This window comes from Burkholderia sp. MS389 (assembly GCF_016899425.1).
Lineage (GTDB): Bacteria > Pseudomonadota > Gammaproteobacteria > Burkholderiales > Burkholderiaceae > Burkholderia > Burkholderia sola.
This window is the reverse complement of sequence record NZ_CP045996.1, coordinates 329,989-351,619: the sequence shown is the minus strand read 5'-3', so window position 1 is coordinate 351,619 and position 21,631 is coordinate 329,989. Positions and strand designations below refer to the sequence as shown.

The 21,631-nt window shown below is 67.7% G+C and carries 22 protein-coding genes and 2 pseudogenes; 11 read left to right on the top strand and 13 right to left on the bottom strand.

All coding sequences use genetic code 11. The annotated features are described in order from the left end of the window. Positions 1–54 precede the first annotated feature (54 nt). Together GJG85_RS31210 and GJG85_RS31205 are read right to left on the bottom strand one after the other, a co-directional pair. Entirely contained in the window at positions 55–1,305 is a 1,251-nt protein-coding gene (locus GJG85_RS31210) for a saccharopine dehydrogenase NADP-binding domain-containing protein (protein WP_204384734.1), read from the bottom strand. Positions 1,306–1,348: 43 nt separating this feature from the next. Continuing rightward, positions 1,349–1,729: pseudogene (locus GJG85_RS31205) on the bottom strand (acetoacetate decarboxylase); the annotation flags it as partial. Positions 1,730–2,072: 343 nt separating this feature from the next. Here GJG85_RS31205 and GJG85_RS31200 point away from each other — a divergent pair. Further along, positions 2,073–2,480, top strand: a complete 408-nt coding sequence (locus GJG85_RS31200) for a DUF3224 domain-containing protein (RefSeq protein WP_089490120.1) — start codon at positions 2,073–2,075, stop codon at positions 2,478–2,480. 9 nt (positions 2,481–2,489) lie between these two features. Here GJG85_RS31200 and GJG85_RS31195 read toward each other — a convergent pair whose 3' ends face one another. The 4 genes from GJG85_RS31195 to GJG85_RS31180 all read right to left on the bottom strand — a co-directional run bounded on the left by GJG85_RS31195 (position 2,490) and on the right by GJG85_RS31180 (position 6,114). Further along, positions 2,490–4,055, bottom strand: a complete 1,566-nt coding sequence (locus GJG85_RS31195) for a methyl-accepting chemotaxis protein (protein ID WP_124555112.1) — start codon at positions 4,053–4,055, stop codon at positions 2,490–2,492. A gap of 345 nt (positions 4,056–4,400) precedes the next feature. Then, entirely contained in the window at positions 4,401–5,246 is an 846-nt protein-coding gene (locus GJG85_RS31190) for an MBL fold metallo-hydrolase (protein WP_050013654.1), read from the bottom strand. An 18-nt stretch (positions 5,247–5,264) separates the two neighbouring features. After that, positions 5,265–5,591, bottom strand: coding sequence for a hypothetical protein (locus GJG85_RS31185; protein ID WP_204384732.1), 327 nt, complete (start codon positions 5,589–5,591; stop codon positions 5,265–5,267). Then, the gene (locus GJG85_RS31180; protein WP_204384731.1) at positions 5,584–6,114 is read right to left on the bottom strand and encodes a sugar ABC transporter; all 531 of its coding nucleotides are present in this window, start codon (positions 6,112–6,114) and stop codon (positions 5,584–5,586) included. Before GJG85_RS31180 ends, GJG85_RS31185 begins: the two co-directional genes overlap by 8 nt. A gap of 149 nt (positions 6,115–6,263) precedes the next feature. Between GJG85_RS31180 and GJG85_RS31175 the strand changes: the two genes are divergently transcribed. Continuing rightward, positions 6,264–7,157 carry a LysR substrate-binding domain-containing protein gene (locus GJG85_RS31175; protein WP_204384806.1) on the top strand — a complete coding sequence of 298 codons (894 nt, stop codon included), beginning with the start codon at positions 6,264–6,266 and terminating at the stop codon, positions 7,155–7,157. Positions 7,158–7,211: 54 nt separating this feature from the next. On the opposite strand, the gene GJG85_RS31170 is transcribed toward GJG85_RS31175, so the two are convergent. After that, positions 7,212–8,117, bottom strand: coding sequence for a LysR family transcriptional regulator (locus GJG85_RS31170; protein WP_050013609.1), 906 nt, complete (start codon positions 8,115–8,117; stop codon positions 7,212–7,214). A 116-nt stretch (positions 8,118–8,233) separates the two neighbouring features. Here GJG85_RS31170 and GJG85_RS31165 point away from each other — a divergent pair, with 116 nt between their 5' ends. Together GJG85_RS31165 and GJG85_RS31160 are read left to right on the top strand one after the other, a co-directional pair. Further along, entirely contained in the window at positions 8,234–8,827 is a 594-nt protein-coding gene (locus tag GJG85_RS31165; protein ID WP_204384730.1) for a flavodoxin family protein, read from the top strand. Between the two features lie 172 nt (positions 8,828–8,999). Beyond that, positions 9,000–9,242 (top strand): annotated as a pseudogene (locus GJG85_RS31160) (aldo/keto reductase); the annotation flags it as partial. 22 nt (positions 9,243–9,264) lie between these two features. Here GJG85_RS31160 and GJG85_RS31155 read toward each other — a convergent pair. Next, the gene (locus GJG85_RS31155; RefSeq protein WP_050013611.1) at positions 9,265–9,948 is read right to left on the bottom strand and encodes a TetR/AcrR family transcriptional regulator; all 684 of its coding nucleotides are present in this window, start codon (positions 9,946–9,948) and stop codon (positions 9,265–9,267) included. A 53-nt stretch (positions 9,949–10,001) separates the two neighbouring features. On the opposite strand from GJG85_RS31155, the gene shc reads away from it, so the two are divergent. After that, complete coding sequence (gene shc, locus GJG85_RS31150; RefSeq protein ID WP_124630047.1) at positions 10,002–12,062, top strand: squalene--hopene cyclase; 2,061 nt, start codon at positions 10,002–10,004, stop codon at positions 12,060–12,062. Between the two features lie 64 nt (positions 12,063–12,126). Here the strand turns inward: shc and GJG85_RS31145 are convergent, their stop codons facing one another. After that, a complete protein-coding gene (locus GJG85_RS31145) occupies positions 12,127–13,041 on the bottom strand; it encodes a LysR substrate-binding domain-containing protein (RefSeq protein WP_089490124.1) in 915 nt (304 codons plus the stop codon). A gap of 149 nt (positions 13,042–13,190) precedes the next feature. Between GJG85_RS31145 and GJG85_RS31140 the strand changes: the two genes are divergently transcribed. From GJG85_RS31140 to GJG85_RS31120, 5 genes are all read left to right on the top strand, one after another. After that, the gene (locus tag GJG85_RS31140) at positions 13,191–14,315 is read left to right on the top strand and encodes an FAD-dependent oxidoreductase (RefSeq protein WP_204384728.1); all 1,125 of its coding nucleotides are present in this window, start codon (positions 13,191–13,193) and stop codon (positions 14,313–14,315) included. Further along, positions 14,308–14,607, top strand: coding sequence for a (2Fe-2S)-binding protein (locus tag GJG85_RS31135; RefSeq protein WP_050013615.1), 300 nt, complete (start codon positions 14,308–14,310; stop codon positions 14,605–14,607). Before GJG85_RS31140 ends, GJG85_RS31135 begins: the two co-directional genes overlap by 8 nt. Further along, positions 14,604–16,040 (top strand): (2Fe-2S)-binding protein, encoded by a 1,437-nt coding sequence (locus tag GJG85_RS31130; protein ID WP_204384727.1) that lies wholly within the window; start codon positions 14,604–14,606, stop codon positions 16,038–16,040. The genes GJG85_RS31135 and GJG85_RS31130 overlap by 4 nt, the downstream gene beginning before the upstream one ends. Before the next feature lie 40 nt (positions 16,041–16,080). Beyond that, complete coding sequence (locus GJG85_RS31125) at positions 16,081–16,863, top strand: ABC transporter substrate-binding protein (protein ID WP_124592584.1); 783 nt, start codon at positions 16,081–16,083, stop codon at positions 16,861–16,863. Between the two features lie 105 nt (positions 16,864–16,968). After that, a complete protein-coding gene (locus GJG85_RS31120; protein WP_089490128.1) occupies positions 16,969–17,874 on the top strand; it encodes a LysR substrate-binding domain-containing protein in 906 nt (301 codons plus the stop codon). A 78-nt stretch (positions 17,875–17,952) separates the two neighbouring features. Here GJG85_RS31120 and GJG85_RS31115 read toward each other — a convergent pair whose 3' ends face one another. After that, the gene (locus GJG85_RS31115) at positions 17,953–18,138 is read right to left on the bottom strand and encodes an SRPBCC family protein (RefSeq protein WP_256975844.1); all 186 of its coding nucleotides are present in this window, start codon (positions 18,136–18,138) and stop codon (positions 17,953–17,955) included. A gap of 17 nt (positions 18,139–18,155) precedes the next feature. Continuing rightward, entirely contained in the window at positions 18,156–19,175 is a 1,020-nt protein-coding gene (locus GJG85_RS31110) for an aldo/keto reductase (RefSeq protein ID WP_050013622.1), read from the bottom strand. 331 nt (positions 19,176–19,506) lie between these two features. Here GJG85_RS31110 and GJG85_RS31105 point away from each other — a divergent pair, with 331 nt between their 5' ends. After that, on the top strand, positions 19,507–19,851 hold the full coding sequence (locus GJG85_RS31105) for a DUF4148 domain-containing protein (RefSeq protein ID WP_176015977.1): 345 nt from the start codon (positions 19,507–19,509) through the stop codon (positions 19,849–19,851). 1 nt (position 19,852) lies between these two features. Here GJG85_RS31105 and GJG85_RS31100 read toward each other — a convergent pair whose 3' ends face one another. Continuing rightward, positions 19,853–20,146, bottom strand: coding sequence for a hypothetical protein (locus tag GJG85_RS31100; protein ID WP_050013623.1), 294 nt, complete (start codon positions 20,144–20,146; stop codon positions 19,853–19,855). A gap of 243 nt (positions 20,147–20,389) precedes the next feature. Continuing rightward, on the bottom strand, positions 20,390–21,565 hold the full coding sequence (gene ampC, locus GJG85_RS31095) for a class C beta-lactamase (protein WP_050013624.1): 1,176 nt from the start codon (positions 21,563–21,565) through the stop codon (positions 20,390–20,392). Between the last annotated feature and the right edge of the window lie 66 nt (positions 21,566–21,631).

Below are 21,631 nucleotides of genomic sequence, written 5' to 3'. Positions count from 1 at the left end.
ACCGGGACGGGTACCGCGCCCCGCCGGGCTCGAATGGTTGCTGACGTGCTCCGTTCAAATCACCTCGAAGCGCAACCCGGCATGGCGCACCAGACGCTCGATATAGCGTTCGTCGAACATCGTCGCAGGTGTCCAGAACCCGCCACCGCGTCCGGTCTTCACGCCGTCACGGCTGCAATCGAGTGCAAGACTGATCGCGGCCTGACCGAGCATCTTGCCGGTGGAGCCATAGCCCGGATCGCGATCGCCGGTGACTTTCACACGCAAGCTTCGGCCGTCGTCGGCGCGGCCGAAGAAGCGCAAATCGTAGCGGCCGGCCTGTTGGGCGTCCACGCTCGGCCCTTCGCCGGGCTTCGGCAGCAGGAAGCGCTCCATCAGGCCGCGCACCGGCCCGATGAGGACGCCGACCATGAATGCACCGAGGCCCGCCACCATCGTCAGCGCGGTCATGCGCCCCTTCAGACCCGTGCCCGTCATCACGGCTTCGTCATAGGTAAAGCGGCTGCCGTACGCATGGCCGGCCAGCGCATTGGAGCGATGCACGACACGCTCGTTGATCGCCGCCATCACGAACGGCGCGATCCACGCATCACAGTCGCGATCGAATTCGGCGGATCGAACCGCATGCTGCCGCACGGTGAAACCATGCCGTTGCGGGCACAACGAATAAGGATCGAGCAGTTCGCGGCGCAATGCCGGATCGGCCGCCGCTTCTCGCACCACGTTGATCACGCTGGCCACGGTGCCGCCCGATGCACCACCCTTCAGCGCTTTCACGCGCATCTTCACGTGAGCGGCCGGCACGCCCCACTGCTGCCGAGCCTGTTGCTGCAGGAAAAACACGCCCATGTCGGACGGCACCGAGTCGAAGCCGCAGCAATGCACGATGCGCGCGCCCGATTGGCGGGCCGCGGGCTCGTACTTGTCGATCATCCGCTTGATCCACTGCGTTTCGCCGGTGAGATCGCAATAGTCGGTGCCGGTCTGCGCGCAGACCCGGACCAGCGGCTCGCCGTACAGCGCGTAGGGGCCGACCGTGGACACCACCACCCGCGTTTGCGCGCACAGCGCCCGGAGTTGCGTCTCGTCGGCCGCGTCGGCGACGATGATCGGCACCGACTGCGCGGCCGCGCCGAGCGTATCCCTGACCTGCCTGAGCTTCGCGTCGGATCGTCCCGCGATCGCCCACCGCAGCGTTTCGCCGGCACCGGCGTCCGGCAGATAGTCGGACAGATAGCGGGCCAGGATCTGCCCGACGAAACTGGTGGCGCCGAATACGACGAGATCGTAGGTCGGTTGCGGCATGGACGACTCCTTCGGTGCGCGCACGTCGCACGCATCCGTATCGTTAGCGTGGCTTTCCGGGTTCATCGAAGGCCGTCAACGACGTCGGCAGATTGAGCACCAGTTGCGCATCCTTGACCACGTCGAGACGCATGATTGTGGATGCGCCGAGCCCGTCGAGCAACTGGCTGAGCGGCCCACCGTGCCGCACGAGTTCGACGTTGCGCGGCAACAGGCGCTGCGCGAACGACAGCATGTTGGTCTGCACCGACGCCTGATGCCATGCGCCGTCGATGCGGTTGACCATCGTCGTCGTGCCCATGTGCGATTGCGACGGCACGCTGGTCAGCACCGGCAGCGGCACGCTCAGGCTCAGATCGGGTCGGCCGCCCGGCCCCGCGACACGCGCGCGCGCCGTGGCGCCGATGTTCACGTCGGTATCCGCAAATCGGTCGTAGTACCCGCCCTCGGGCACGTCGACCGTGTGCGGCCCGAATTCGACCTGTGTAAAACGCCTGTCCATGTTCGTTGTCTCCCGTCGATGGTCGACCAGTGACAGGCGAGATCCGAAGCCTGCCGATTCACTGTCGTCGGCAAGCACTCTAAGCTTCAAGTCGACTTCAAGGTCAAGGCGACGAGTAGAGGAACCTGTCGAACTACGGCGGCGCACCTTTCAAGTCGGTCCTTTCGCGTATCAAACAGGACGATCATCGCGCATAGGGACGATCAGCCACCGTCGGCAGCGTTGGCTTATAGTGCCGCTTGCCCATTCAACGAGGAGAACAGTCATGAAACTGCAGGCCAGCGGTCCGTTCGAGGTGAAGCTGAATCCGGAACCCCTGAGTCACGTCGCGGAAAGCAGCGGGCTCGGCCGCATGTCGCTGGACAAGCATTTTCACGGCGATCTGGAAGCCGTCAGCCAGGGCGAAATGCTCGCGTTTCGCAGCAGCGTTCAGGGTTCGGCCGGCTACGTCGCGATGGAAACCGTCAAAGGCGTGCTCGGCGGACGCAAGGGCAGCTTCGTCCTGCAGCACAGCGCCACCATGACGCGCGGGCAGCCGACGCAGTCGATCACGGTCGTGCCCGATTCCGGCACGGACGCATTGCTCGGGCTGTCCGGCACGATGCTCATCGATATCGATAACGGCCAGCACGCGTATCGCTTCGACTACACGTTGCCGGACGCACCGCAATAAGCGCACCGGTCACGCGAACGCCGCTTCGCGCAGCCGGAACTGCGCGACCGCCGCGCTCAGCCGCGCGCCCTGTTCGTCGAGCGACAGTGCCGCGGCCGCCGCCTCCTCGACCAGCGCGGCATTGCGTTGCATCGTCTGCTCCATCTGGATCACCGCGGCGTTCACCTGCTCGATGCCCGACGACTGCTCGTCGAATGCCTGGCTGGTTTCGCCCATGATCGCATTGACGCGCTCGACCGCCGCGACGAGCTCGGCCATCGCCGAGCCGGCCCGTGCGACGAGGCCGCTGCCGTCTTCGACGCGTCGCGCGGAATGACCGATCAGCTCGCGAATTTCCTTCGCCGCCGCGGCACAGCGCTGGGCCAGCCCGCGCACCTCGGTCGCGACGACCGCGAACCCGCGCCCCTGCTCGCCCGCGCGCGCGGCTTCGACGGCGGCGTTCAACGCGAGGATGTTCGTCTGGAACGCGATGCTCTCGATCACGCCGACGATGCCGGAGATGCGCGTGGAGCTGGTCGAAATTTCCGACATCGTCTCGACGACGCGCTGCATCGCTTCGCCGCCGCGCGACGCGATGCCGGCCGCGCCCTCGACGTACGTGCGCGCATCGCGCGCGTTGTCCGCGTTCTGGCGCACGGCCGCCGTCAGCTGCTCGACGCTCGCGGCCGCCTGCTGCAGCGACACGGCCTGCTGCTCAGTACGCGCGGACAAATCGACGTTGCCGCTCGCGATCGTGCGCACGTCGCCGACGATCGTCTCGGTGCTCGCGCGCACCTGGCTCACGGTATCGACGAGGCCGTCCTGCATCCGCTTCAGCGCATTCAGCAGATACGCCATTTCATTGTCGCCCGGGACGACGACCGCGCCGGTCAGGTCGCCCTTCGAGATTTTCTCGAACTGGTCGACCGCGAGGTTGATCGGCTCGATGATCGCCTTCGCGAGTACGCGTTGCGCCACGAACCCGACGACGAGCGCCAGCGCCGCGACCGCGCCCATCCCCCACACGATCCGGTGGAAATTGACGCCGGCCGCCTCGTAGCGCGCCTTCTGGCGCGTGACCTGGAACGATTCGAGCGCATCGATCGCCGCCTGGTACGCGGCGAACAACGCAGGCGGCGCCGTGCGCTGCGTGTCGAGGAAGTTGAACGCGTCGTCGCCGTCGAGCTGCGACAGCGCCTTCAGGAACACGCGGTCGAGCAGCGCGCGACGGTGGTTCTGCAGCGTGTCGAACAGCGCCTGCTCGCTGGCGTCGCGCGCGTGCAGACGCGTGTACGCGTCCAGTTCGTCGTTGCTCTGCTTGAGCAGCGCGTGAAGTTGCGCGACTTCGTCCTTCGCGGGCTGGCCGGCACTGATGATCTGCGCGACGTCGCTCATGCGTTCGCGCAGCACCAGCATTCGCTCGGAGCTGGTCTTCAGGTGCAGCAGCGACGCGGTGTCGTCGCGGTACATCGCCTCGAGCGAGCCGTTGCCGACGTAGAGCGCCGCGATGCAGGCGCCGACCACCAGCACGAGCAGCACGGTATAGCCGGCGATGGTCGCGACGAGGCCACCACGGATAGTGAGTTGTTTTCGCATGACGTTCCCTTGAGCCGGCCGGGCACGGCCAGCGGCGGATGTGAATTCCGGAACACGAACGACGCGCGCCATCACGCAGTACGCGGCGCGGGGGCTGCGAACGGGTTAACGGCGCAGGGAACGGGCGGCTTTTATCCGCAAGCGACGCGAATCTTGACGATTGCGACAGGGGAAGGGGGAAGCAGCGCGGCTACCGGCCGCCGCCGAGCCTGGAGCGAATCTGCCGACAGGTCGCGCTGGTGCGTGGCGATCTGCCAAACGTTTCCGCACGCGTACTACCCCATTGCCCGCCTGTCGCCGTAGGGCATGTCGGCAGGCGGCTCCAGCGGGATCACCGGCATCGCGTCACGCGTCGGTCTCGTAAAACAGCCCGTATTCGCCGTTCGTTCGCCTGATTCGCGCGAACCCGGGCTCGCCCAGATGCATGCCGGCGATCAGCAACCCTTCCGCGCTGACCCGATCCAGCAGCCGCGAACGCGTGGTCGCCGCCTGCGACGCGTCCTGGTCGAACGCAATCGACACATCCGGCCGCTTGATCTGGATATGCGGAAAATGCACGATATCGCCCCACACGAGCAGGCCCTGATCGCCGGATTCGAGCAGGTAGCCGGTATGTCCGTCGGTATGCCCCGGCAGCGGTATGGCAGCGATTCCGGGCAGCACCTCGCCTTCATCGAAGGTCCGCAGCGCGTCGCCGTAAGCGTCGAATGCGTGACGCGCGATCCGGAAATTGCCGCGCGCGCGCTCGCCGGCGCGACTCAGGTTGCCGTCGTCGCGCCAGAATTCGACCTCGCGTCGATGCGCGACCAGTTCCGCATTCGGAAACGCCGCGTGTCCGGCCGCATTCACCAGCCCGCCGACGTGGTCGGGATGGGCGTGGGTGAGCAGGACGGTGTCGATCGCGGCAGAATCGATACCGGCGAGCCGCAAATTGCCGTGCAGGCGGCCACCCCATTCCTTGATGCCGCCCGCTCCGGCATCGATGAGAATCGTGCGGCCCGCGCCGCGCACCACGTAGCAGTTGATATGCACGGCGGACGGCTGCTGCTGCCCGGCCGCGCGCTGCATCCCGGCAGCGTCGGTCGCGTCGATATTCGACAGGAAATCGAGGCTGGCCGTGAGGTAGCCGTCGCTGATCGCGGTGATCGTGAAATCCCCGACACGCCGGCCGGGAAACGTAACGTTGGACATCATGCTTCTCCGCAGCGGCTAGTTACGGGCGTGAAGGTCCGGCGCGGCATGACCGAAGCAACGGATGCGCGCCGTCAGCCCCGTGCGGCGAACGATTGCGCGATCCAGCGCTTCCATGAACGCGTTCATGACCGCGGGCGGGCGAAACGACGCCACGCGATAGCGGATTTCCGCGAAAACGGGATGCCCGCAGCCGTGCCGGACCGCCACGTAAATGATGTGGACATTCCGCTGTTCCGCCTGAAGGACATCCGTACAGAGTTCGATGCAGTCGCCGGACAGTTCGGCGAGGCTTGCGTCAGGCGGCATGCGTTCCACATCGATATGGAAAGTCACGTCAGGCATCGCGGGCGGCCTTCGTCAGTTGCTCGGTCATCGGTGCGTACAGATCAAGGTCGGCCGGCACGTTCCCGGCAAGCGGCGCATCGCTGCGCGGCAGGACCGCGAGCCAGCGGCGCGCCGAACACTGCTCCAGCGCGACGGCCTGCATGGCCAGCGGCTTCAGGCCCAGTTGGATCAGCGAGTCGGGCCCGCTGGCGCTCAGCACGAGCAGTTCGTCGGCATTGACCGCCGGCGCACGACCGATATCGCTATAGAGGTTGCGGTGCCAGTCGGTGATGTGCTGCTGCCACCGCGCGAAATTGCCGCCGCCCTTCTGCCGATATTCGTCGCCGGTCAGTACGTCGAGGCCGTCGATCGTGTGAACGGCCAGATAGACGGGGCAACCGTCGCTGATCGCGCTGAAACGCTGCGACGTGTGAAAACCGGCCACCGAGATGAGCGCCGGCAGCTTGTCGAGGTTGTAGAAGTCGTTCCATTCGGCTTCGCTGGCAGGGTCGGCGAAGCTGCATTCCACGGTGTAGATCATCGGCTTGTCCTTCGCTTCGAATGCGGGATATTCAGTGCAGTGACGTAATGCTAATCTGCGGCTTCCCGCGTAGATATCGACTTAAACTCAGCCTTCAGTGATATTTGATCAAGCTGACGGTCGAACGCACTCCCACCGGCGAGACCCCGATGCGACGCAAGATTCCGAGCAATTCCGCGCTTCTGGCCTTCGAGGCGGCGGCCCGACACGGCAGCTTCGCCCGCGCCGCCGACGAGCTGGCGCGCACCGAGGGCGCGGTCAGCCGCCAGATCGGCCGGCTCGAGGCGTTCCTTGGCGTGACGCTGTTCGAGCGCGTCGGCAACCGCGTACGGCTGGCGCCCAACGGCACGCGATACGCGGTACAGGTGCGCGAGATTCTGGATCGGCTCGAACGGGACAGCCTGTATCTGATGGGGCAGCCCGTCGAAGGCGCGAGCATCGATATCGCCGCGATTCCAACCTTCGCGACCCGCTGGCTGATCCCGCGACTCGCGCGCTTCCAGGCGCGCCATCCGAACGTCACCGTGCATATCGCCGAACGGATGGAGCCGTTCCTGCTGGCCGGCAGCGGATTCGACGCGGCCATTCACTTTGCGCATCCGGCCTGGGCCGGCATGCATCTGCATCCGCTGCTGGAAGAGGTGCTGGTGCCCGTCTGCAGTCCGGCGCTGCTCGAACGCGCCGGCGCCAATCCGTCGCTGGATGCGCTGCCGCGCCTTCACCGGCGGCAGAATCCGGATGCGTGGCAGCGCTATGCGCAGGAGACCGGCATCGTGCTGACCAATTCGGCGGTCGGCCCGCGATACGATCTGCATTCGATGCTGATCGAGGCCGCGCTGGCCGGCCTCGGCGTCGCGCTGGTGCCGCGCCTTTACATCGGGGCCGAGCTCGAGCAGGAGCGTCTGGTCGCGCCCTGGCCCGACGGCAAGGCGGTGACGAAAAACTTCTGCCTCGTGCTGCCGGAGCCGATCGAATTGAGCGCGGCGCCGGTGCGGGCGTTTGCGGAATGGGTGCTGGGCGAGGCGCGGGGCTCGGCGTGTTGATGCAGTGCCCGACGTTCATCGCCACACGGATTCGGAAAATCCTGCCCCCCTCCGCTAATCGAGGTACGGCTCCAACACGCCCCCGATCCAGTCCATGAAAGCCCGCACGCGCGGCGAAAGATTGCGCCGATGCGCGACGACGAGCGACGCGGCAAGCGGCTCGGGCCGCAAGTCGGGCAGCACCTCCACGAGCGCGCCGCTTTCGATGTGATGCGCGAGCGCCGAATAGCCGGCCTGGATCAGCCCGATGCCCGCCAGCCCCGCCGCGTGATAGGTCTGCACGCTGTTGACCTGCATCGCGCTGGGCAACGGCAGCCACGCATAGCCGTCGCCGTCCGGGTATTCCCATCCGGGATGCCGCGCGCCGAGCGTCAGCGTGTAGTGAATCATCTTGTGCCCCTGGCTGCGCAGATCGGCGAGCGTATGCGGCACGCCGTGCCGCGCGAGATAGTCGGGGCTCGCCGCATTCGTCATGCGCAGCCTGCCAAGCGGCCGCGCAATCAGCGTCTCGTCGGCGATCGGGCCGAGCCGGATCACGCAATCGAACCCTTCCCGAACGAGATCGACACGCCGGTCGGTGCTCGAAAGCTCCAGCTCCAGATCCGGATGCGCGGCCATCAGTTGCGGCAGCGCCGGCACCACGACGCTGCGCGCGAGTTCCGTGGGCATGTCCACGCGCAACCTGCCGCGCAGCGAGGTACCGCGCCCCGAGAACATCGACTGCAATTCCTGCACTTCGGCGAGCAGATCGGTTGCGCGCGCATAGAACGCGCGTCCGTCTTCGGTGAGCTGCACGCGTCTCGTGGTCCGATGCAGCAGTGCGACACCCATGTCCCGTTCGAGCGCACGGATAACCGTGGATACCCGTCCTTTCTGAATGCCGAGGCTTTCGGCGGCACGCGTGAAGCTCGCCATTTCGGCGACACGGGCAAAAATCAAAAGCGCGTCAAGGTTCTGCATTGTTCATCCGGAAAGTAACAGAACGTTCAATCTGTCGTCGTTTATCACCGGATTGCGGCTCGGTAGAGTGACTTCCCACGTCGTCTGAACGACAACCCGAACGAAAGGAAACCCTCATGGATCAACAACTCGACCCGCCGGCCAAAACGGTCGTCGTCTATCACTCCGGCTACGGCCATACGCAACGCATGGCCGCCGCTGTCGCGGACGGCGCCGGCGCCGCACTCGTCGCGATCGATGCCGACGGCAACCTCGCCGACGACGCGTGGCACACATTGGCCGCCGCCGACGCAATCCTGTTCGGCTCGCCGACCTACATGGGCGGCCCGAGCTGGCAGTTCAAGAAGTTCGCGGATGCATCGTCGAAGGTCTGGTTCGAAAGCGGATGGCGGAACAAGATCTTCGGCGGCTTCACCAACAGCGCAAGCGTCAACGGCGACAAGCTCAATACGCTCGAATACTTCTTTTTGCTCGCCGGACAGCACGGCGGCATCTGGGTCAGCATGGACATCAAGCCGGCGAATCTGAAAGCGTCGACGCGCGACGACCTGAACCGCATGGGCGCCTACATCGCGCCGATGGCGCAGACGCCGGCCGATGCGTCGCCGGAAGAGATGTCGCCGGGCGATCTCGAAACGGCCCGACGCTATGGCGCGCGCGTCGCGGGGATTGCCGGGCAGTTGCGGGCCGGCCAATCACGCGCCAACTAACATTCCGACGTTCATGCGGGGCGCCACCGGCCGACGCCCCGCATCGGGTCCGGCCGATTCTGAAGGGCGCTGCAATGAAATACAAGCAATTGGGCCGCACCGGCCTGTATGTGTCCGAGCTGTGCCTCGGCACGATGACGATGAGCGGCAACGCGGATGCCGGCATGTGGGCGGCGTGTCGGTCGCGCGGATCGCGCTCGCGTGGTTGCTCGTCAAGCCGGCGGTCACGAGCCTCATCATCGGCGCGAAGCGGATCGACCAGCTCGACGACAATCTCGGCGCGGTCGACGTCGTGCTGACCGACGATGAACTGGCGCGTCTCGATGCCGTGAGCGCGTTGCCGCCCTGCTATCCCGGCTGGATGATCGCGCGTCAGGAAGCCGGCAGGGTTCCCGCGCCGTTCACGCGCGGCGCGGCGCAACAGGATCGGCGGCGCATCACTTCGGAAACACGCCCTTGCTCATCGCATCGAGCTGCCGAACGATCTCCGCGCGCAATTCGGCCGATACGTCGACGCTGTCGAGCAACTCCGAAATCCACAACCCGTCGGCCGCGAGCCGGCAGATCATCAGCGTCGCGGCGCGCTCGAGCGGCACCGGGTCGGGCCGCGTCCATTCGCGCATCGGCACCGACCAGCGCGCGCGCGTGTCCTGCTCGGTGATCATCGACGCGACCAGCACGCGCAGCACCTCGATACTCGCGGCGGGATTGGCCGCATCGAGCACCGCATGCAGATATGCGCGCGCCGCCGCGCCGTCGCCGCGGAAATCGACCGCCAACCGCGCGGCCAGTTGCGCGCCGAACCGCTCGGTCGCCTGCCCGAACAGCGCATCCAGCAGCCCTTGCTTGTTCGCGAAGTGATATTGCAGCGCGCCCTTCGTCACGCCGGCACGCTCGGCCACCGCGTCGAGCGTCAACGCGGCCACGCCGTGATGCGTCGCGATCTCCGACGCGGCCGCCAGCAATTGCGCGCGCACTTGGTCCGGCGCTTTTTTTCGCCGCACGCCGGCCACAGGTACGGCCGGCGCCGATGATCCTTCAGGCGCCCGTGCGTCGGGTGTTCCAGCCGGTTCGACGGGCGCGGACACGTCGCGCGGCGCGGGTTCGAGGCGTTTTTTCATGGTGCGGATGGTAGCATCCAGGCGTGTCGATATAAACATTCCGGCTGGATGGTATGATCCGCCGCATGAACAAAATGGCCCCCTCTCCCTGGTCCGCGCTCGACACTGCAATCGCCCGTGGACGCGACGCACTCGTACGCCTTCAGCAGCCCGACGGCAGCTGGTGTTTCGAACTCGAATCCGACGCGACGATCACCGCGGAATACATCCTGATGATGCATTTCATGGACAAGATCGACGACGTGCGCCAGGAGAAGATGGCGCGCTACCTGCGCGCGAACCAGCGGCTCGACACGCACGGCGCATGGGATCTGTACGTCGATGGCGCGCCGGACGTGTCGTGCAGCGTGAAGGCGTACTTCGCGCTGAAGGCGGCCGGCGACAGCGAACAGGCGCCTCACATGACCCGCGCGCGCGACGCAATCCTGAAGCTCGGCGGCGCGGCACGCTCGAACGTGTTCACGCGCATCCTGCTCGCGACGTTCGGCCAGGTGCCGTGGCGCGCGGCACCGTTCATGCCGATCGAATTCGTGCTGTTCCCGAAGTGGGTGCCGATCTCGATGTACAAGGTCGCGTACTGGGCGCGCACGACGATGGTGCCGCTGCTGGTGCTGTGCTCGCTGAAGGCGCGTGCGCGCAATCCGCGCAACGTGTCGATCCGCGAGCTGTTCGTCACGCCGCCGGAACAGGAGCGCGAGTACTTCCCGCCCGCTCGCGGCATGCGCCGGCTGTTCCTCGCGCTCGACCGCATGGTCCGCCCAGTCGAGCCGCTGCTGCCGAAGCGCTTGCGGCAGCGCGCGATCCGGTATGCGGAGACGTGGTGCGCGGAACGGATGAACGGCGAGGACGGCCTCGGCGGCATCTTCCCGCCTATCGTGTACAGCTACCAGATGATGCAGGTGCTCGGCTACCCGGACGACCATCCGCTGCGGCGCGATTGCGAAAACGCGCTGGAGAAGCTGCTGGTCACGCGGCCGGACGGCAGCATGTATTGCCAGCCGTGCCTGTCGCCGGTGTGGGACACCGCGTGGAGCACGATGGCGCTCGAACAGGCGCGCGGTGTCGCGGCGCCGGAAGCCGGCGAAGCGCCCGGCGCGCTGCGCGAGCTCGATGCACGCATCGCACGCGCGTATGACTGGCTCGCCGAGCGGCAGGTGAACGACCTGCGCGGCGACTGGATCGAGAACGTCCCGGCCGACGTCGAACCGGGCGGATGGGCGTTCCAGTATGCGAACCCGTACTACCCCGACATCGACGACACGGCGCTCGTCACCGCGATGCTCGATCGCCGCGGCCGCACGCATCGCGATGCGGACGGCACGAACCCGTATGCGGCGCGCGTCGCCCGTGCACTCGACTGGATGCGCGGGCTGCAATCGCGCAACGGCGGCTTCGCGGCGTTCGATGCGGACTGCGACCGGATGTACCTGAACGCGATTCCGTTCGCCGATCACGGCGCACTGCTCGATCCGCCGACCGAGGACGTATCGGGCCGCGTGCTGCTGTGCTTCGGCGTGACGAAGCGCGCGGACGACCGCGCGTCGCTCGCGCGCGCGATCGACTACGTGAAGCGCACGCAGCAGCCCGACGGCAGCTGGTGGGGCCGCTGGGGCACGAACTACCTCTACGGCACGTGGAGCGTGCTGGCCGGCCTCGCGCTCGCCGGCGAGGACAAGTCGCAGCCGTATATCGCCCGCGCGCTCGACTGGCTGCGTACGCGGCAGCATGCGGACGGCGGCTGGGGCGAAACGAACGACAGCTACCTCGATCCGACGCTGGCCGGCACGAACGGCGGCGAGAGCACGTCGAACTGCACCGCGTGGGCACTGCTCGCGCAGATGGCGTTCGGCGACTGCGAATCCGATTCGGTGAAGCGCGGCATCGCGTACCTGCAGTCGGTGCAGCGGGAAGACGGCTTCTGGTGGCACCGCTCGCACAATGCGCCGGGTTTTCCGCGCATCTTCTACCTGAAGTATCACGGCTATACCGCGTACTTCCCGCTGTGGGCGCTCGCGCGTTATCGGCGGCTGGCGGGCGCGAAGGATGCGGGCGCAACCACGTCGTCCGCGTCCGGCGCACCCGCCGCACGCGCAACGGACAGCGCGCTCGCCTGAGCCGGAGCGCCGGCACGCGTGACGGCGTCCGGCGCGCTCAAAACGACTCCCGTCCCCTTCCTGCCTACGCGTCGCGCGGCGCCCGCATCCTCGCGAACGCATCGCGCAAATCCGCGCAAAACGCGTCGCCGATCATCGACAGCGGCTGCGACGCGGACGTCACCAGGTAGAAGTGATCGGGCACGGCCGGCTCGAACGGCTTGACGACCACGCGCGGGCCCGCGTATGCGGCGGTCACCGGATCGATCAGCGCGACGCCGGCGCCGTTCGCGACGAACGCGACGATCGTCCGCGACAGCTGCGCCTCGATCGACAGCACGCGCGACACGCCGGCTTCGACGAACACGCGGTCGATCGCGCTGCGCGCCTCGAAACTCGGCGGAAACGAGATGAACGATTCGTCGCGCAGGTCGGCCGGCTGCACGACGCGCTTGCGCGCGAGCCGATGCCCGCGCGGCACGACGCAGCACATCGCGCTTTCCGCGAGCCGCTCGCCGCGCACGGCCGGATGCGGGACGGGTTCGGCGATCAGCCCGACGTCGCATTGCCCCGACGCGACCTTGTCGACGACGGTGGACGCACTGTGCGCGAGCAGCGTGATGTCGACACCCGGATGCGCGTGCGAGAAGCGCGTGACGAGTTCCGGCAGCAGGTCGAGCGCGACGGCGGGCGAACCGGCCACGCGCAGCGTGCCGCGCCGCATCGCGCGGATCTGCTCGGCGGCCTGCGCGACGCGGTCGAGGCCGACGAACGCGCGTTCGACCTCCTCGTACAGCACGCGCGCCTGCGCGGTCGGCGTGAAGCGCCCCTGCTGCCGCTCGAACAGCACGAAGCCGATCCGCGCCTCGAGATCGGCGATCAGCCGGCTCACGGCCGGCTGCGAGATATGGAGATCGCGTGCCGCGCGCGTGACGGTATGGCGCTGCATCACCGCGCGAAACGCTTCGATCTGGCGAATCCTGAGCGAAGGCGTGGTCATAACACTGGATTATGGGTCGTTGATCAAGCTGTATTGGACAGCCCATTTTGCCTGTCCGAACATCGGTTCCGCAACGTACTGAAAGCAAGGAGCCGCGCCGTCATGGGATATAACACGCAACCGCCTCACCCGCGACACCGGAGCCGCGCATGACCATGCGCTGCTTCGACGTCGTCGTGGCCGGCGGCGGTCTCGTCGGCATGGCCATCGCGTGGGGCATCGCGCGTCTTGGCCAGCGCGTCGCGGTGTGCGACGGCGACGACATCGCGTTTCGCGCGGCGCGCGGCAATTTCGGGCTCGTGTGGGTGCAGGGCAAAGGCGGCCGCTGCCTGCCGTACGCGCGCTGGTCGCGCGAATCGTCGGCGCGCTGGCGCGCATTCGCCACGCAGTTGCAGCGCGAAACGGGCGTGGACTGCGCGTTCGAACGCCCGGGCGGCATCGAGCTGTTCGAGCATCGCGCGGAGCTCGACGGCGCGACCGAGCTGCTCGAATCGCTGCACCGGCAGGACGCCGCGCTGTCGTACGAGGTGCTCGATCCCGCGGCGCTGCGGCGGCGCATTCCCGCGGCGTCGCCATCGCTGGCCGGCGCGCTGTGGTCGCCGAACGACGGTCACGCGAATCCGCTCTACACATTGCGCGCGATGCTGCACGCGTTCCAGCAGTGCGGCGGCGTCTATCTGCCGCGCAGCGAAGTCGCCGAGATCCGCCCGCGCGCCGGGCGCTTCGAGATCGACACGCGCGACGCGCAACTCGAAGCCGGGCGCGTGGTGCTCGCGGCCGGCCTCGACAACGCGCGGCTCGCGCCGATGGTCGACCTGCGCGCACCGATCTCGCCGTTGCGCGGCCAGATCATGGTCACCGAGCGCCTCGCGCCGTTTCTCGACTATCCGACGCTCGTCGTCCGCCAGACATCGGAAGGGTCGGTGTTGCTCGGCGACTCGGCCGAAGACGTCGGCTTCGACGACGGGCAGACGCGGCCCGCAATGGTCGACATCGCGCGTCGCGCCCGCACGGCATTCCCGGCGCTGGCCCATGCACGCATCGTGCGCGCATGGGGTGCGCTGCGCATCATGACGCCCGACGGCCTGCCCGTCTACGAGGCGTCGGCCACGTATCCCGGCGCGTTCATCGCGATCTGCCACAGCGGCGTGACGCTCGCGGCGACCCACGCCGATCTCGTCGCGCCGTGGATCGCCGGCGGCGCCGCGCCGGCCGACCTGTCCGCCTTTACCACCGCGCGCTTCGCCGCGCCCACGGAAGCCCGGCATGTTTGAATCCCTCGTTCCCGCCGCCGCGACGCTCGAACGCGTGCGCATCCATATCGACGGCACGCCGCACGACGTGCCCGCGCACGACAGCGTCGCGGCCGCGATGCTCGCCGCCGGTTCGGCCGCGTGCCGCACGAGCGCGGTGAGCGGCGCGCCGCGCGGCCCGTTCTGCATGATGGGCGTGTGCTTCGACTGCCTCGTCGACGTCGACGGCGTGCCGAACGTGCAAGGCTGCATGACGCCCGTCGCCGACGGCATGCAGGTGCGCACGATGCACGGCAAGGCGAGGCTCGCATGACACGCCGCCAGTGCGACCTGCTGATCGTCGGCGCCGGGCCGGCCGGGATGGCGGCGGCGACTGCCGCGCGTGCGACCGGCTTGTCGGTGGTCGTCGCGGACGAAGGGCGCGCGCCCGGCGGCCAGATCTACCGCAACGTGGCCGACGCGCCGGCGCCGCTCGCGCAATGGCTCGGCGCCGACTACACGGCGGGCCGCCCGCTCGTCGACGGCCTGCTCGCGAGCGGCGCGCATTACCTGCCGCGCAGCGTCGTGTGGCAAATCGCGTTCGAGCCGGAACCCGTCGCGATGCTCACGCAAAGCAGCCCGTCGCGCGGCACGCTCGAAATCGGCACACGTGCGGTGTTGATCGCGACCGGCGCGCAGGAGCGGCCGTGGCCGGTGCCGGGCTGGACGTTGCCCGGCGTGATGGGCGTCGGCGCCGCGCAGACGCTGCTGAAAGCGTCGGGCCTCGCACCATCGGCCGACGCCGTGCTCGCGGGGAGCGGCCCGCTGCTGTGGTTGTTCGCCGCGCAATTGCTGAATGCCGGCCGGCGCGTGCGCGCGCTGATCGACACGACGCCGCGCGACGCGTGGCGCCGCGCGCTCCCGCATGCGCTGCCGGCGCTGCGCGGCGCCGACTATCTGCTCAAGGGCTGGCGCATGCTGCGCGCGGTGCGCGATGCCGGGATTCCCGTGTATCGCCGCGCGACCGATATTCGCATCGACGGCGACGACCGCGCCGAACGCATCCGCTTTCGCGACGCGCAGGGCGTCGTGCAAACGCTCGACACGTCGCTCGTGCTGCTGCATCAGGGCGTCATTCCGTCGACGCAGCTCGCGCGTTCGCTCGGCTGTGCGCACGCATGGGACGAATCGTCGGCGTGCTGGCGGCCACAGTGCGACGCGCGCGGCCGCAGCAGCGTGCCGCACGTGTGGATCGCGGGCGACGGCGCGGGCATCGGCGGCGCGCGGGCGGCGGCGCTCGCCGGCGAAGTGTCCGCGCTCGACATCGCCGCGCGACTCGGTGCACTCGACGCGCAACGGCAGGCCGCACGCGAACGTCCGGTGCTGCACGCGTTGCGCCGCCATCTCGCGGTGCGCCCGCTGCTCGACGCGCTGTACACGCCGCCCGCCGCGCTGCGCCGCCCCGACGACGACACGATCGTGTGCCGCTGCGAGGAAGTCACGGCCGGCGAAATCCGCCAGCTCGCGGCGCGCGGCTGCCAGGGGCCGAACCAGATGAAGGCGTTGACGCGCTGCGGGATGGGCCCGTGCCAGGGACGCTGGTGCGGCACGACGGTCGGCGAACTGATCGCCGACGTGCAGCAGCGCAGCGTCGGCGACGTCGGTCACTACCGGATTCGCGCGCCGATCAAGCCGGTCACCGTCGGCGAGATGGCCGACGCACTCGACCTGTCGAACGATTTTCAGCGCGGCGAATTTCCGAGCTGACGCGCCCGCCCACTCTTCCCCACACGAACGGAGCCTGACCATGAAGACGCGCCTCACGATTCTCCTTTCCGCCGCCGCAATGGCCTTCGCGTCGCTGGCGTCGGCGAAGGAATGGACGACCATCCGCATCGGCGTCGATCCGACCTACCCGCCGTTCGAGTCGACCGCGACCGACGGCAGCGTGAAGGGTTTCGACATCGATCTCGGCAACGCGCTGTGCGCGAAGCTGAAGGCGAAATGCGTGTGGGTGTCGAGCAGTTTCGACGGGCTGATTCCGGGGCTGCAGGCGCGCAAGTTCGACGTGATCCTGTCGTCGATGGCCGCGACCGAGCAGCGGCGCCAGCAGATCGACTTCACCGATCGCCTGTACCGCAACCAGACGCGATTGATCGCGCGTACCGGGTCGGGGCTGCTGCCGGACGCGGCGAAGCTCGCCGGCAAGCGCGTCGCGGTCGAACAGGGCACGATCCAGGAAACCTACGCGCGCGAGAAGTGGGCGGCCGCGAAGGTCGAGGTCGTGCCGTACCCGAGCTACGACCAGGCGTATGCGGATCTCGTCACCGGGCGCGTCGACGGCGTGCTGATGGATGCCGTGCAAGGCCAGCTCGGGTTCCTCGCGACACCGCGCGGCACGGGCTTCTCGTTCGCGGGGGGCGTGGTGTACGACGCGAAGATCATGGGCAACGGCGACGCGGCCGGCGTGCGCAAGGCCGACACCGACCTGCGCGACGCACTCAATCGCGCCATCGCGCAGATTCGCAGCGACGGCACGTACAACCAGATCCAGTCGAAATACTTCGACTTCGACATGTACGGGAACTGACGGCGAATACGGGCTCGGTTCGGTTAGCGTCGAACCGTCTCCAGGTTGAGCGGATAAGTCCTTTCAGGACATAATCTGTCAATCTTGAGTCCGATAAGGTCTGACATGCTCGACATCCGCCAGCTTCAGTACTTCATCGCGGTCGCGGAAGAGGAACACGTCGGCCGCGCCGCCGAACGCCTGCATATTTCGCAATCGCCGCTCAGCCGCCAGATCGCGCAGCTCGAGGAAAAGCTCGGCCTCACGCTGTTCGAACGCAGCCAGCAGCGCATTCGCCTGACGCGCGACGGGCGCACGTTCCTCAGCGAAGCGCACGCATTCCTGCGCCACGCGAACCGGCTCGAATCGCTCGCGCGCCGGCTCGGTCGCGGCGACGAAGGCGGCCTGTGCATCGGCTACCTCGAAACAGCCACGCACTCGGGCGTGCTGCCGCGCGCGCTGAAAACGCTGCGCGCCGGGCGCCCGTCCGTTCACATCGCTTTGTACAACTATCAATCGGCCGCGCAGCTCGAAGGCTTGCGCGAGCGCAGCCTCGACATCGCGCTCGTCACCGAGCCGCCCGCGCCGGACGATCCCGAACTCGAATCGACGAAGGTGCTGGATGATCCGATGCTGCTCGCGATGCCCGACGGGCATCCGCTCGCGAAGAAAAAGACGCTCGTCGCCGACGATCTCGCCGCGCAGGCATGGATCGGCGTCACGCAGCAGGACAGTGCGCCGCGTCACGGCGCATTCGTCGCGGCCTGCGCGAAGGCCGGCTTCTCGCCGGACATTTCGGTGGAAGCGACCGAGCCGCTCGCGGCGCTCGGCCTCGTGGCCGCGGGGCTCGGCGTGACGATGATCCAGCAGAGCCTGCGTCACCAGGTGCCGGAAGGCGTCGTGCTGCGCGAGCTCCCGTGGTTCAGCTATCGCACGCCGCTGTGGGCCGCGTGGCACAAGGTCAACCTGCGGCCGCTGGTCGGCATCTTTCGCGAGATCCTGACCGGCGAGGAGGTCGTCGCGGCAGTCTGAAATTGAATCCATGAAAGCGCGGGGCGTTGTTGCAGCGCGACGCCTTGCGCGCCAGTGAAGACGGTGCCGATTGCTTCGCTACCCTGATCTTTGATGCGCGGTGCGCGACCCGTGATCGACGCGTGCCACAGATGCGACGCCTTCGCTCAGCGCGCTGGCCGGAATGTACGGCAACCAGCCGGGCAGCGACCCGAAGCCGCCGATCAGTTGCCAGACCGTGTCGGCCGACGCCGCGATCTCGATACCTGCATGGGCCTGCGCCATGTCGTCACCCTTCACGATCAACGCTCGGTCGGCAGCGGCGCATTGGCCGCGATCAGACCTTGTTCGCGCATCTCGCGCCAGAAGTCCGCCGGAATCGCCACGTTCAGCGCCGCCTGGTCTTCAGCGATTCGCTCCGGACGGCTCGCGCCCGGAATCACCGCGACGGTGGCCGGATGCGACATCGAGAACTGTAGCGCGGCAGCCTTGACCGGCACGTCGTAACGCGCGGCGATCGCCTTGATCCGGTCGACCTTCGCGAGGATGTCCGGCGACGCCTTCTGGTATTCGAAATGCGTGCCGCCCGCGAGCACGCCCGAGCTGTACGGGCCGCCGACGACGATCCCGACGTTCCGCGCGGCCGCCGCCGGCATCACGCGTTGCAGCGCGCGCTCGTGATCGAGCAGCGTGTAGCGGCCGGCCAGCAGCATGCCGTCCGGTTGCGGTTCGGCAAGGTCGAGCACCAGCTCGATCGGTTCGACGCGGTTCACGCCGAGACCCCATGCGTTGATCACGCCTTCCTCGCGCAGCTTGCCCAGCACGCGGAACGCGCCCTTGCGCGCCACTTCGAATTGCGCGAGCCATTCGTCGCCGTAGAAGTCCTGCGCGATGTCGTGCACCCACACGATGTCGAGGCGGTCGGTGCGCAGGCGCTTCAGGCTGTCCTCGATCGAGCGCAGCGTCGCGTCGGCCGAGTAGTCGTTGACGATGCGGTTCGGCCGGCCGTGTTCGAACAGGCCGCCCTTTTCGCCGAGATCGCGCGCCGACACGTCTTCGATTTCGTCGAGGATCAGGCGGCCGACCTTCGTGCTCAGCACGTATTCGTCACGCGGATGGTTCGCCAGCGCGTCGCCGAGGCGGATTTCCGCGAGGCCGGCGCCGTAGAACGGGGCCGAATCGAAATAACGGATGCCGTGTTGCCACGCGGCTTCGACGGTAGCCGCGGCTTCCGCGTCCGGGATGTTGCGGAACATGTTGCCGAGCGGGGCGGTACCGAAACCGAGGATCTTGTTGCCGGGCAGCTTGTCTTTGAGACTCACGATTTTCTCCAGGGAAAGATGGAAAGCGAGTTCAGTCTAGGCACGCGGGTTAAGTCTGTCCAAGACGGAATTCGACACAGTTGAGTCCCGCGAGGTCTGATTGGGCGATCAGCGGCCTGTTTCGATCCGCGGCTGCGGCGCGCTGTTCGGGCGAACGGCCCGACCGGCAAGGCTGCCGACCGAATTCACGTTCGATTCATGACTCAGGATCAAAAATGATTTGGCCGGGCGGCCATTTTTCCCGGCTGCCGCGATACCTATATTGGGTGCACTCGCAACGACATCGACGCGGTCGGCGTTGGTTGCGGCTCACTCAACCACACAGGTACCCATGATGAAAACGCTCGTTTCTTCCACCCTCGCCGCCCTGATCCTTTCCGCACCGGCGCTGTCGTTCGCGCAACCGGCCGACCATCAACCGACCCGTGCCGAAGTGAAGGCCGAGATGGCCCGCCTCGCGGCCGTCGGCTACACGCCGGCGCTGGATCACAACCAGTATCCGGCCGCGATCGTTGCCGCCGAAAAGCGCGTGCGCGAAAACGCCGTCGCGCAGGCAGCGCCGCACGCCGCCCCGCTCACCGATGAAACCGGTTACGGCAGCGAACCCCGCACCACCAGCGAATCCGGCCGCGCGATGATGATCAACGGCCGCGACTCGATCTATCGCGGTCATTGAGTCACGTCGGCGCGCACGAGAGCACGCCTTTCGATACGCGCACCCGCTCGTCCGTCCCCTCCGCATGGCCGGCCCGAATCGCCTGAACAGGCATTCGGGCCGCGCGCCGTCGCTGCACTTCCGCCCCCTTGCCCTGCTCCGCGAAACCGCTCGCGCGTCGCCGTTGCGGGCTGCGATTCGTGACTGCGCAGTACAAGTTCTTATGCCGCTTCATCGGTTTATCCGCCGCGCGCCGCACACGATACTTCGGACCGTCCGGCGCCATGCGCCTCACGAAGATCCCGATGCCTTTCATTCGTTGCTCCGGGAGCGAGACGGGCCATGCGGCGCACGTCCCGCGAGATGTCTTGCGTCGCAGTATCGATGGCCGGCGCCGGCGGCGGAAGGCGTGAATCACTCAAACAGTTTTGCGCGCGGCGGGATGATCGGCCGTGTCAGACGAATCCTTCTTCGACCAGCGTGCAGCCGTCGGCCGTGATCGCGTGCCGCTGGCCACGCGGCTCCAGCGCTCCGGTGCCCGGACACGCGCGTGCCAACGTTACCGCGCGTCGGCGTCGCCGAGCGACCCGAGAATCCGGTACGCGACCTTCACGCGATCCTCGATCGGCACATTGCCGTTCGCGAGCATCACGATTCCGATCCGCTTCGCGGGAATGAACGCGACGTACGTGCTGAAGCCGCCGGTCGACCCCGTCTTGTTGATCCAGGTCGCGGGGTTCGGCGCGAGCGGCGGCTGGATCGCGCTCGCCGGCACCGCATCGAACAGCATCTTCGGCGCGTTGCCCGCGAGCAGCGTCGGCAGTGCGACCGGGTATGGATACTGTTCCCAGATCAGATCCTGCGTGAGCGGCCCCGCGCGGAAATAGCCGGTGTGCGTGCGTTCGATCGCGCGCCGCAGGCGCGGCGCCGTCGGGATCATCTCCATGTTCGCCTGCACGAAGCGCAGCAGGTCGGCCGCCGTGGTCCGCACGCCGTACGCGGGCTGCCACAGCATGCCTTCCGTCATCCGCACCGGCTTGCCGTCCTTCGTGTAGCCCTGCGCATAGTCGGCCATGCGCGCGGCGGGCACGTCGATGGTCGTGTGCGTCATCCCGAGCGCGGCAAAGAGCCGCTGCGCCATCAGCGTCGCGAAATCCTGGTGCGTCGCCTTCGCGGTGAGCCAGCCGAGCATGCCGATCGCGACGTTCGAATACGTGCGGTGCGTGCCCGGCGCATACTCGGGCCGCCACGCGTCGAGATAGCGGATCAGGCCCGCGTCGTCGCGGATGCTGTCCGGCACCTGCAGCGGCGTCCCGCCCGGCGTGTGCGTGCCGAGCTGGAGCAGCGTCACGACGCCGAACGGCCTGCCCTGCAGCTCGGGCAGATATTTGGCCACCGGGTCCGCGAGCGACAGTTCGCCGCCCTCCTGCGCGTCCGCGGCGAGCGTCGCGGTCAGCGTCTTGCTGACCGAGCCGATCTCGAACAGCGTGTCGCCGGTCACCGGCTTGCCGGTTTGCCTCGACATCACGCCGTAGTCGAACACGTACGGCTTGCCGTCGGCGACGATGCCGATCGCCATGCCAGGGATCGCGTACTGCTTCATCAGCGGCGCGACCTGGCGCGTGACGGTGTCGTGGAGCGCGTCCTGCGTGACGGCGGCCGCGCGACCGGCCGTGGCGGTCGCGCATGCGGCGACGAACAGGGTCGCGGCGAAGCGTGTCGCGTTGAATCGCATGGGTGCGGTTCCTTTCCTTTTCTAATGGTTGCATGGACAACGGATGCGGCCGCGCCGCGCGCAGCG

Coding starts and splice junctions, on each gene's coding strand:
- GJG85_RS31210 (WP_204384734.1), bottom strand. CDS start 1,305: ATGCCGCAACCGACCTACGATCTCGTCGTATTCGGCGCCACCAGTTTC.
- GJG85_RS31200 (WP_089490120.1), top strand. CDS start 2,073: ATGAAACTGCAGGCCAGCGGTCCGTTCGAGGTGAAGCTGAATCCGGAA.
- GJG85_RS31195 (WP_124555112.1), bottom strand. CDS start 4,055: ATGCGAAAACAACTCACTATCCGTGGTGGCCTCGTCGCGACCATCGCC.
- GJG85_RS31190 (WP_050013654.1), bottom strand. CDS start 5,246: ATGTCCAACGTTACGTTTCCCGGCCGGCGTGTCGGGGATTTCACGATC.
- GJG85_RS31185 (WP_204384732.1), bottom strand. CDS start 5,591: ATGCCTGACGTGACTTTCCATATCGATGTGGAACGCATGCCGCCTGAC.
- GJG85_RS31180 (WP_204384731.1), bottom strand. CDS start 6,114: ATGATCTACACCGTGGAATGCAGCTTCGCCGACCCTGCCAGCGAAGCC.
- GJG85_RS31175 (WP_204384806.1), top strand. CDS start 6,264: ATGCGACGCAAGATTCCGAGCAATTCCGCGCTTCTGGCCTTCGAGGCG.
- GJG85_RS31170 (WP_050013609.1), bottom strand. CDS start 8,117: ATGCAGAACCTTGACGCGCTTTTGATTTTTGCCCGTGTCGCCGAAATG.
- GJG85_RS31165 (WP_204384730.1), top strand. CDS start 8,234: ATGGATCAACAACTCGACCCGCCGGCCAAAACGGTCGTCGTCTATCAC.
- GJG85_RS31155 (WP_050013611.1), bottom strand. CDS start 9,948: ATGAAAAAACGCCTCGAACCCGCGCCGCGCGACGTGTCCGCGCCCGTC.
- shc (WP_124630047.1), top strand. CDS start 10,002: ATGATCCGCCGCATGAACAAAATGGCCCCCTCTCCCTGGTCCGCGCTC.
- GJG85_RS31145 (WP_089490124.1), bottom strand. CDS start 13,041: ATGACCACGCCTTCGCTCAGGATTCGCCAGATCGAAGCGTTTCGCGCG.
- GJG85_RS31140 (WP_204384728.1), top strand. CDS start 13,191: ATGACCATGCGCTGCTTCGACGTCGTCGTGGCCGGCGGCGGTCTCGTC.
- GJG85_RS31135 (WP_050013615.1), top strand. CDS start 14,308: ATGTTTGAATCCCTCGTTCCCGCCGCCGCGACGCTCGAACGCGTGCGC.
- GJG85_RS31130 (WP_204384727.1), top strand. CDS start 14,604: ATGACACGCCGCCAGTGCGACCTGCTGATCGTCGGCGCCGGGCCGGCC.
- GJG85_RS31125 (WP_124592584.1), top strand. CDS start 16,081: ATGAAGACGCGCCTCACGATTCTCCTTTCCGCCGCCGCAATGGCCTTC.
- GJG85_RS31120 (WP_089490128.1), top strand. CDS start 16,969: ATGCTCGACATCCGCCAGCTTCAGTACTTCATCGCGGTCGCGGAAGAG.
- GJG85_RS31115 (WP_256975844.1), bottom strand. CDS start 18,138: ATGGCGCAGGCCCATGCAGGTATCGAGATCGCGGCGTCGGCCGACACG.
- GJG85_RS31105 (WP_176015977.1), top strand. CDS start 19,507: ATGATGAAAACGCTCGTTTCTTCCACCCTCGCCGCCCTGATCCTTTCC.
- GJG85_RS31100 (WP_050013623.1), bottom strand. CDS start 20,146: ATGAAAGGCATCGGGATCTTCGTGAGGCGCATGGCGCCGGACGGTCCG.
- ampC (WP_050013624.1), bottom strand. CDS start 21,565: ATGCGATTCAACGCGACACGCTTCGCCGCGACCCTGTTCGTCGCCGCA.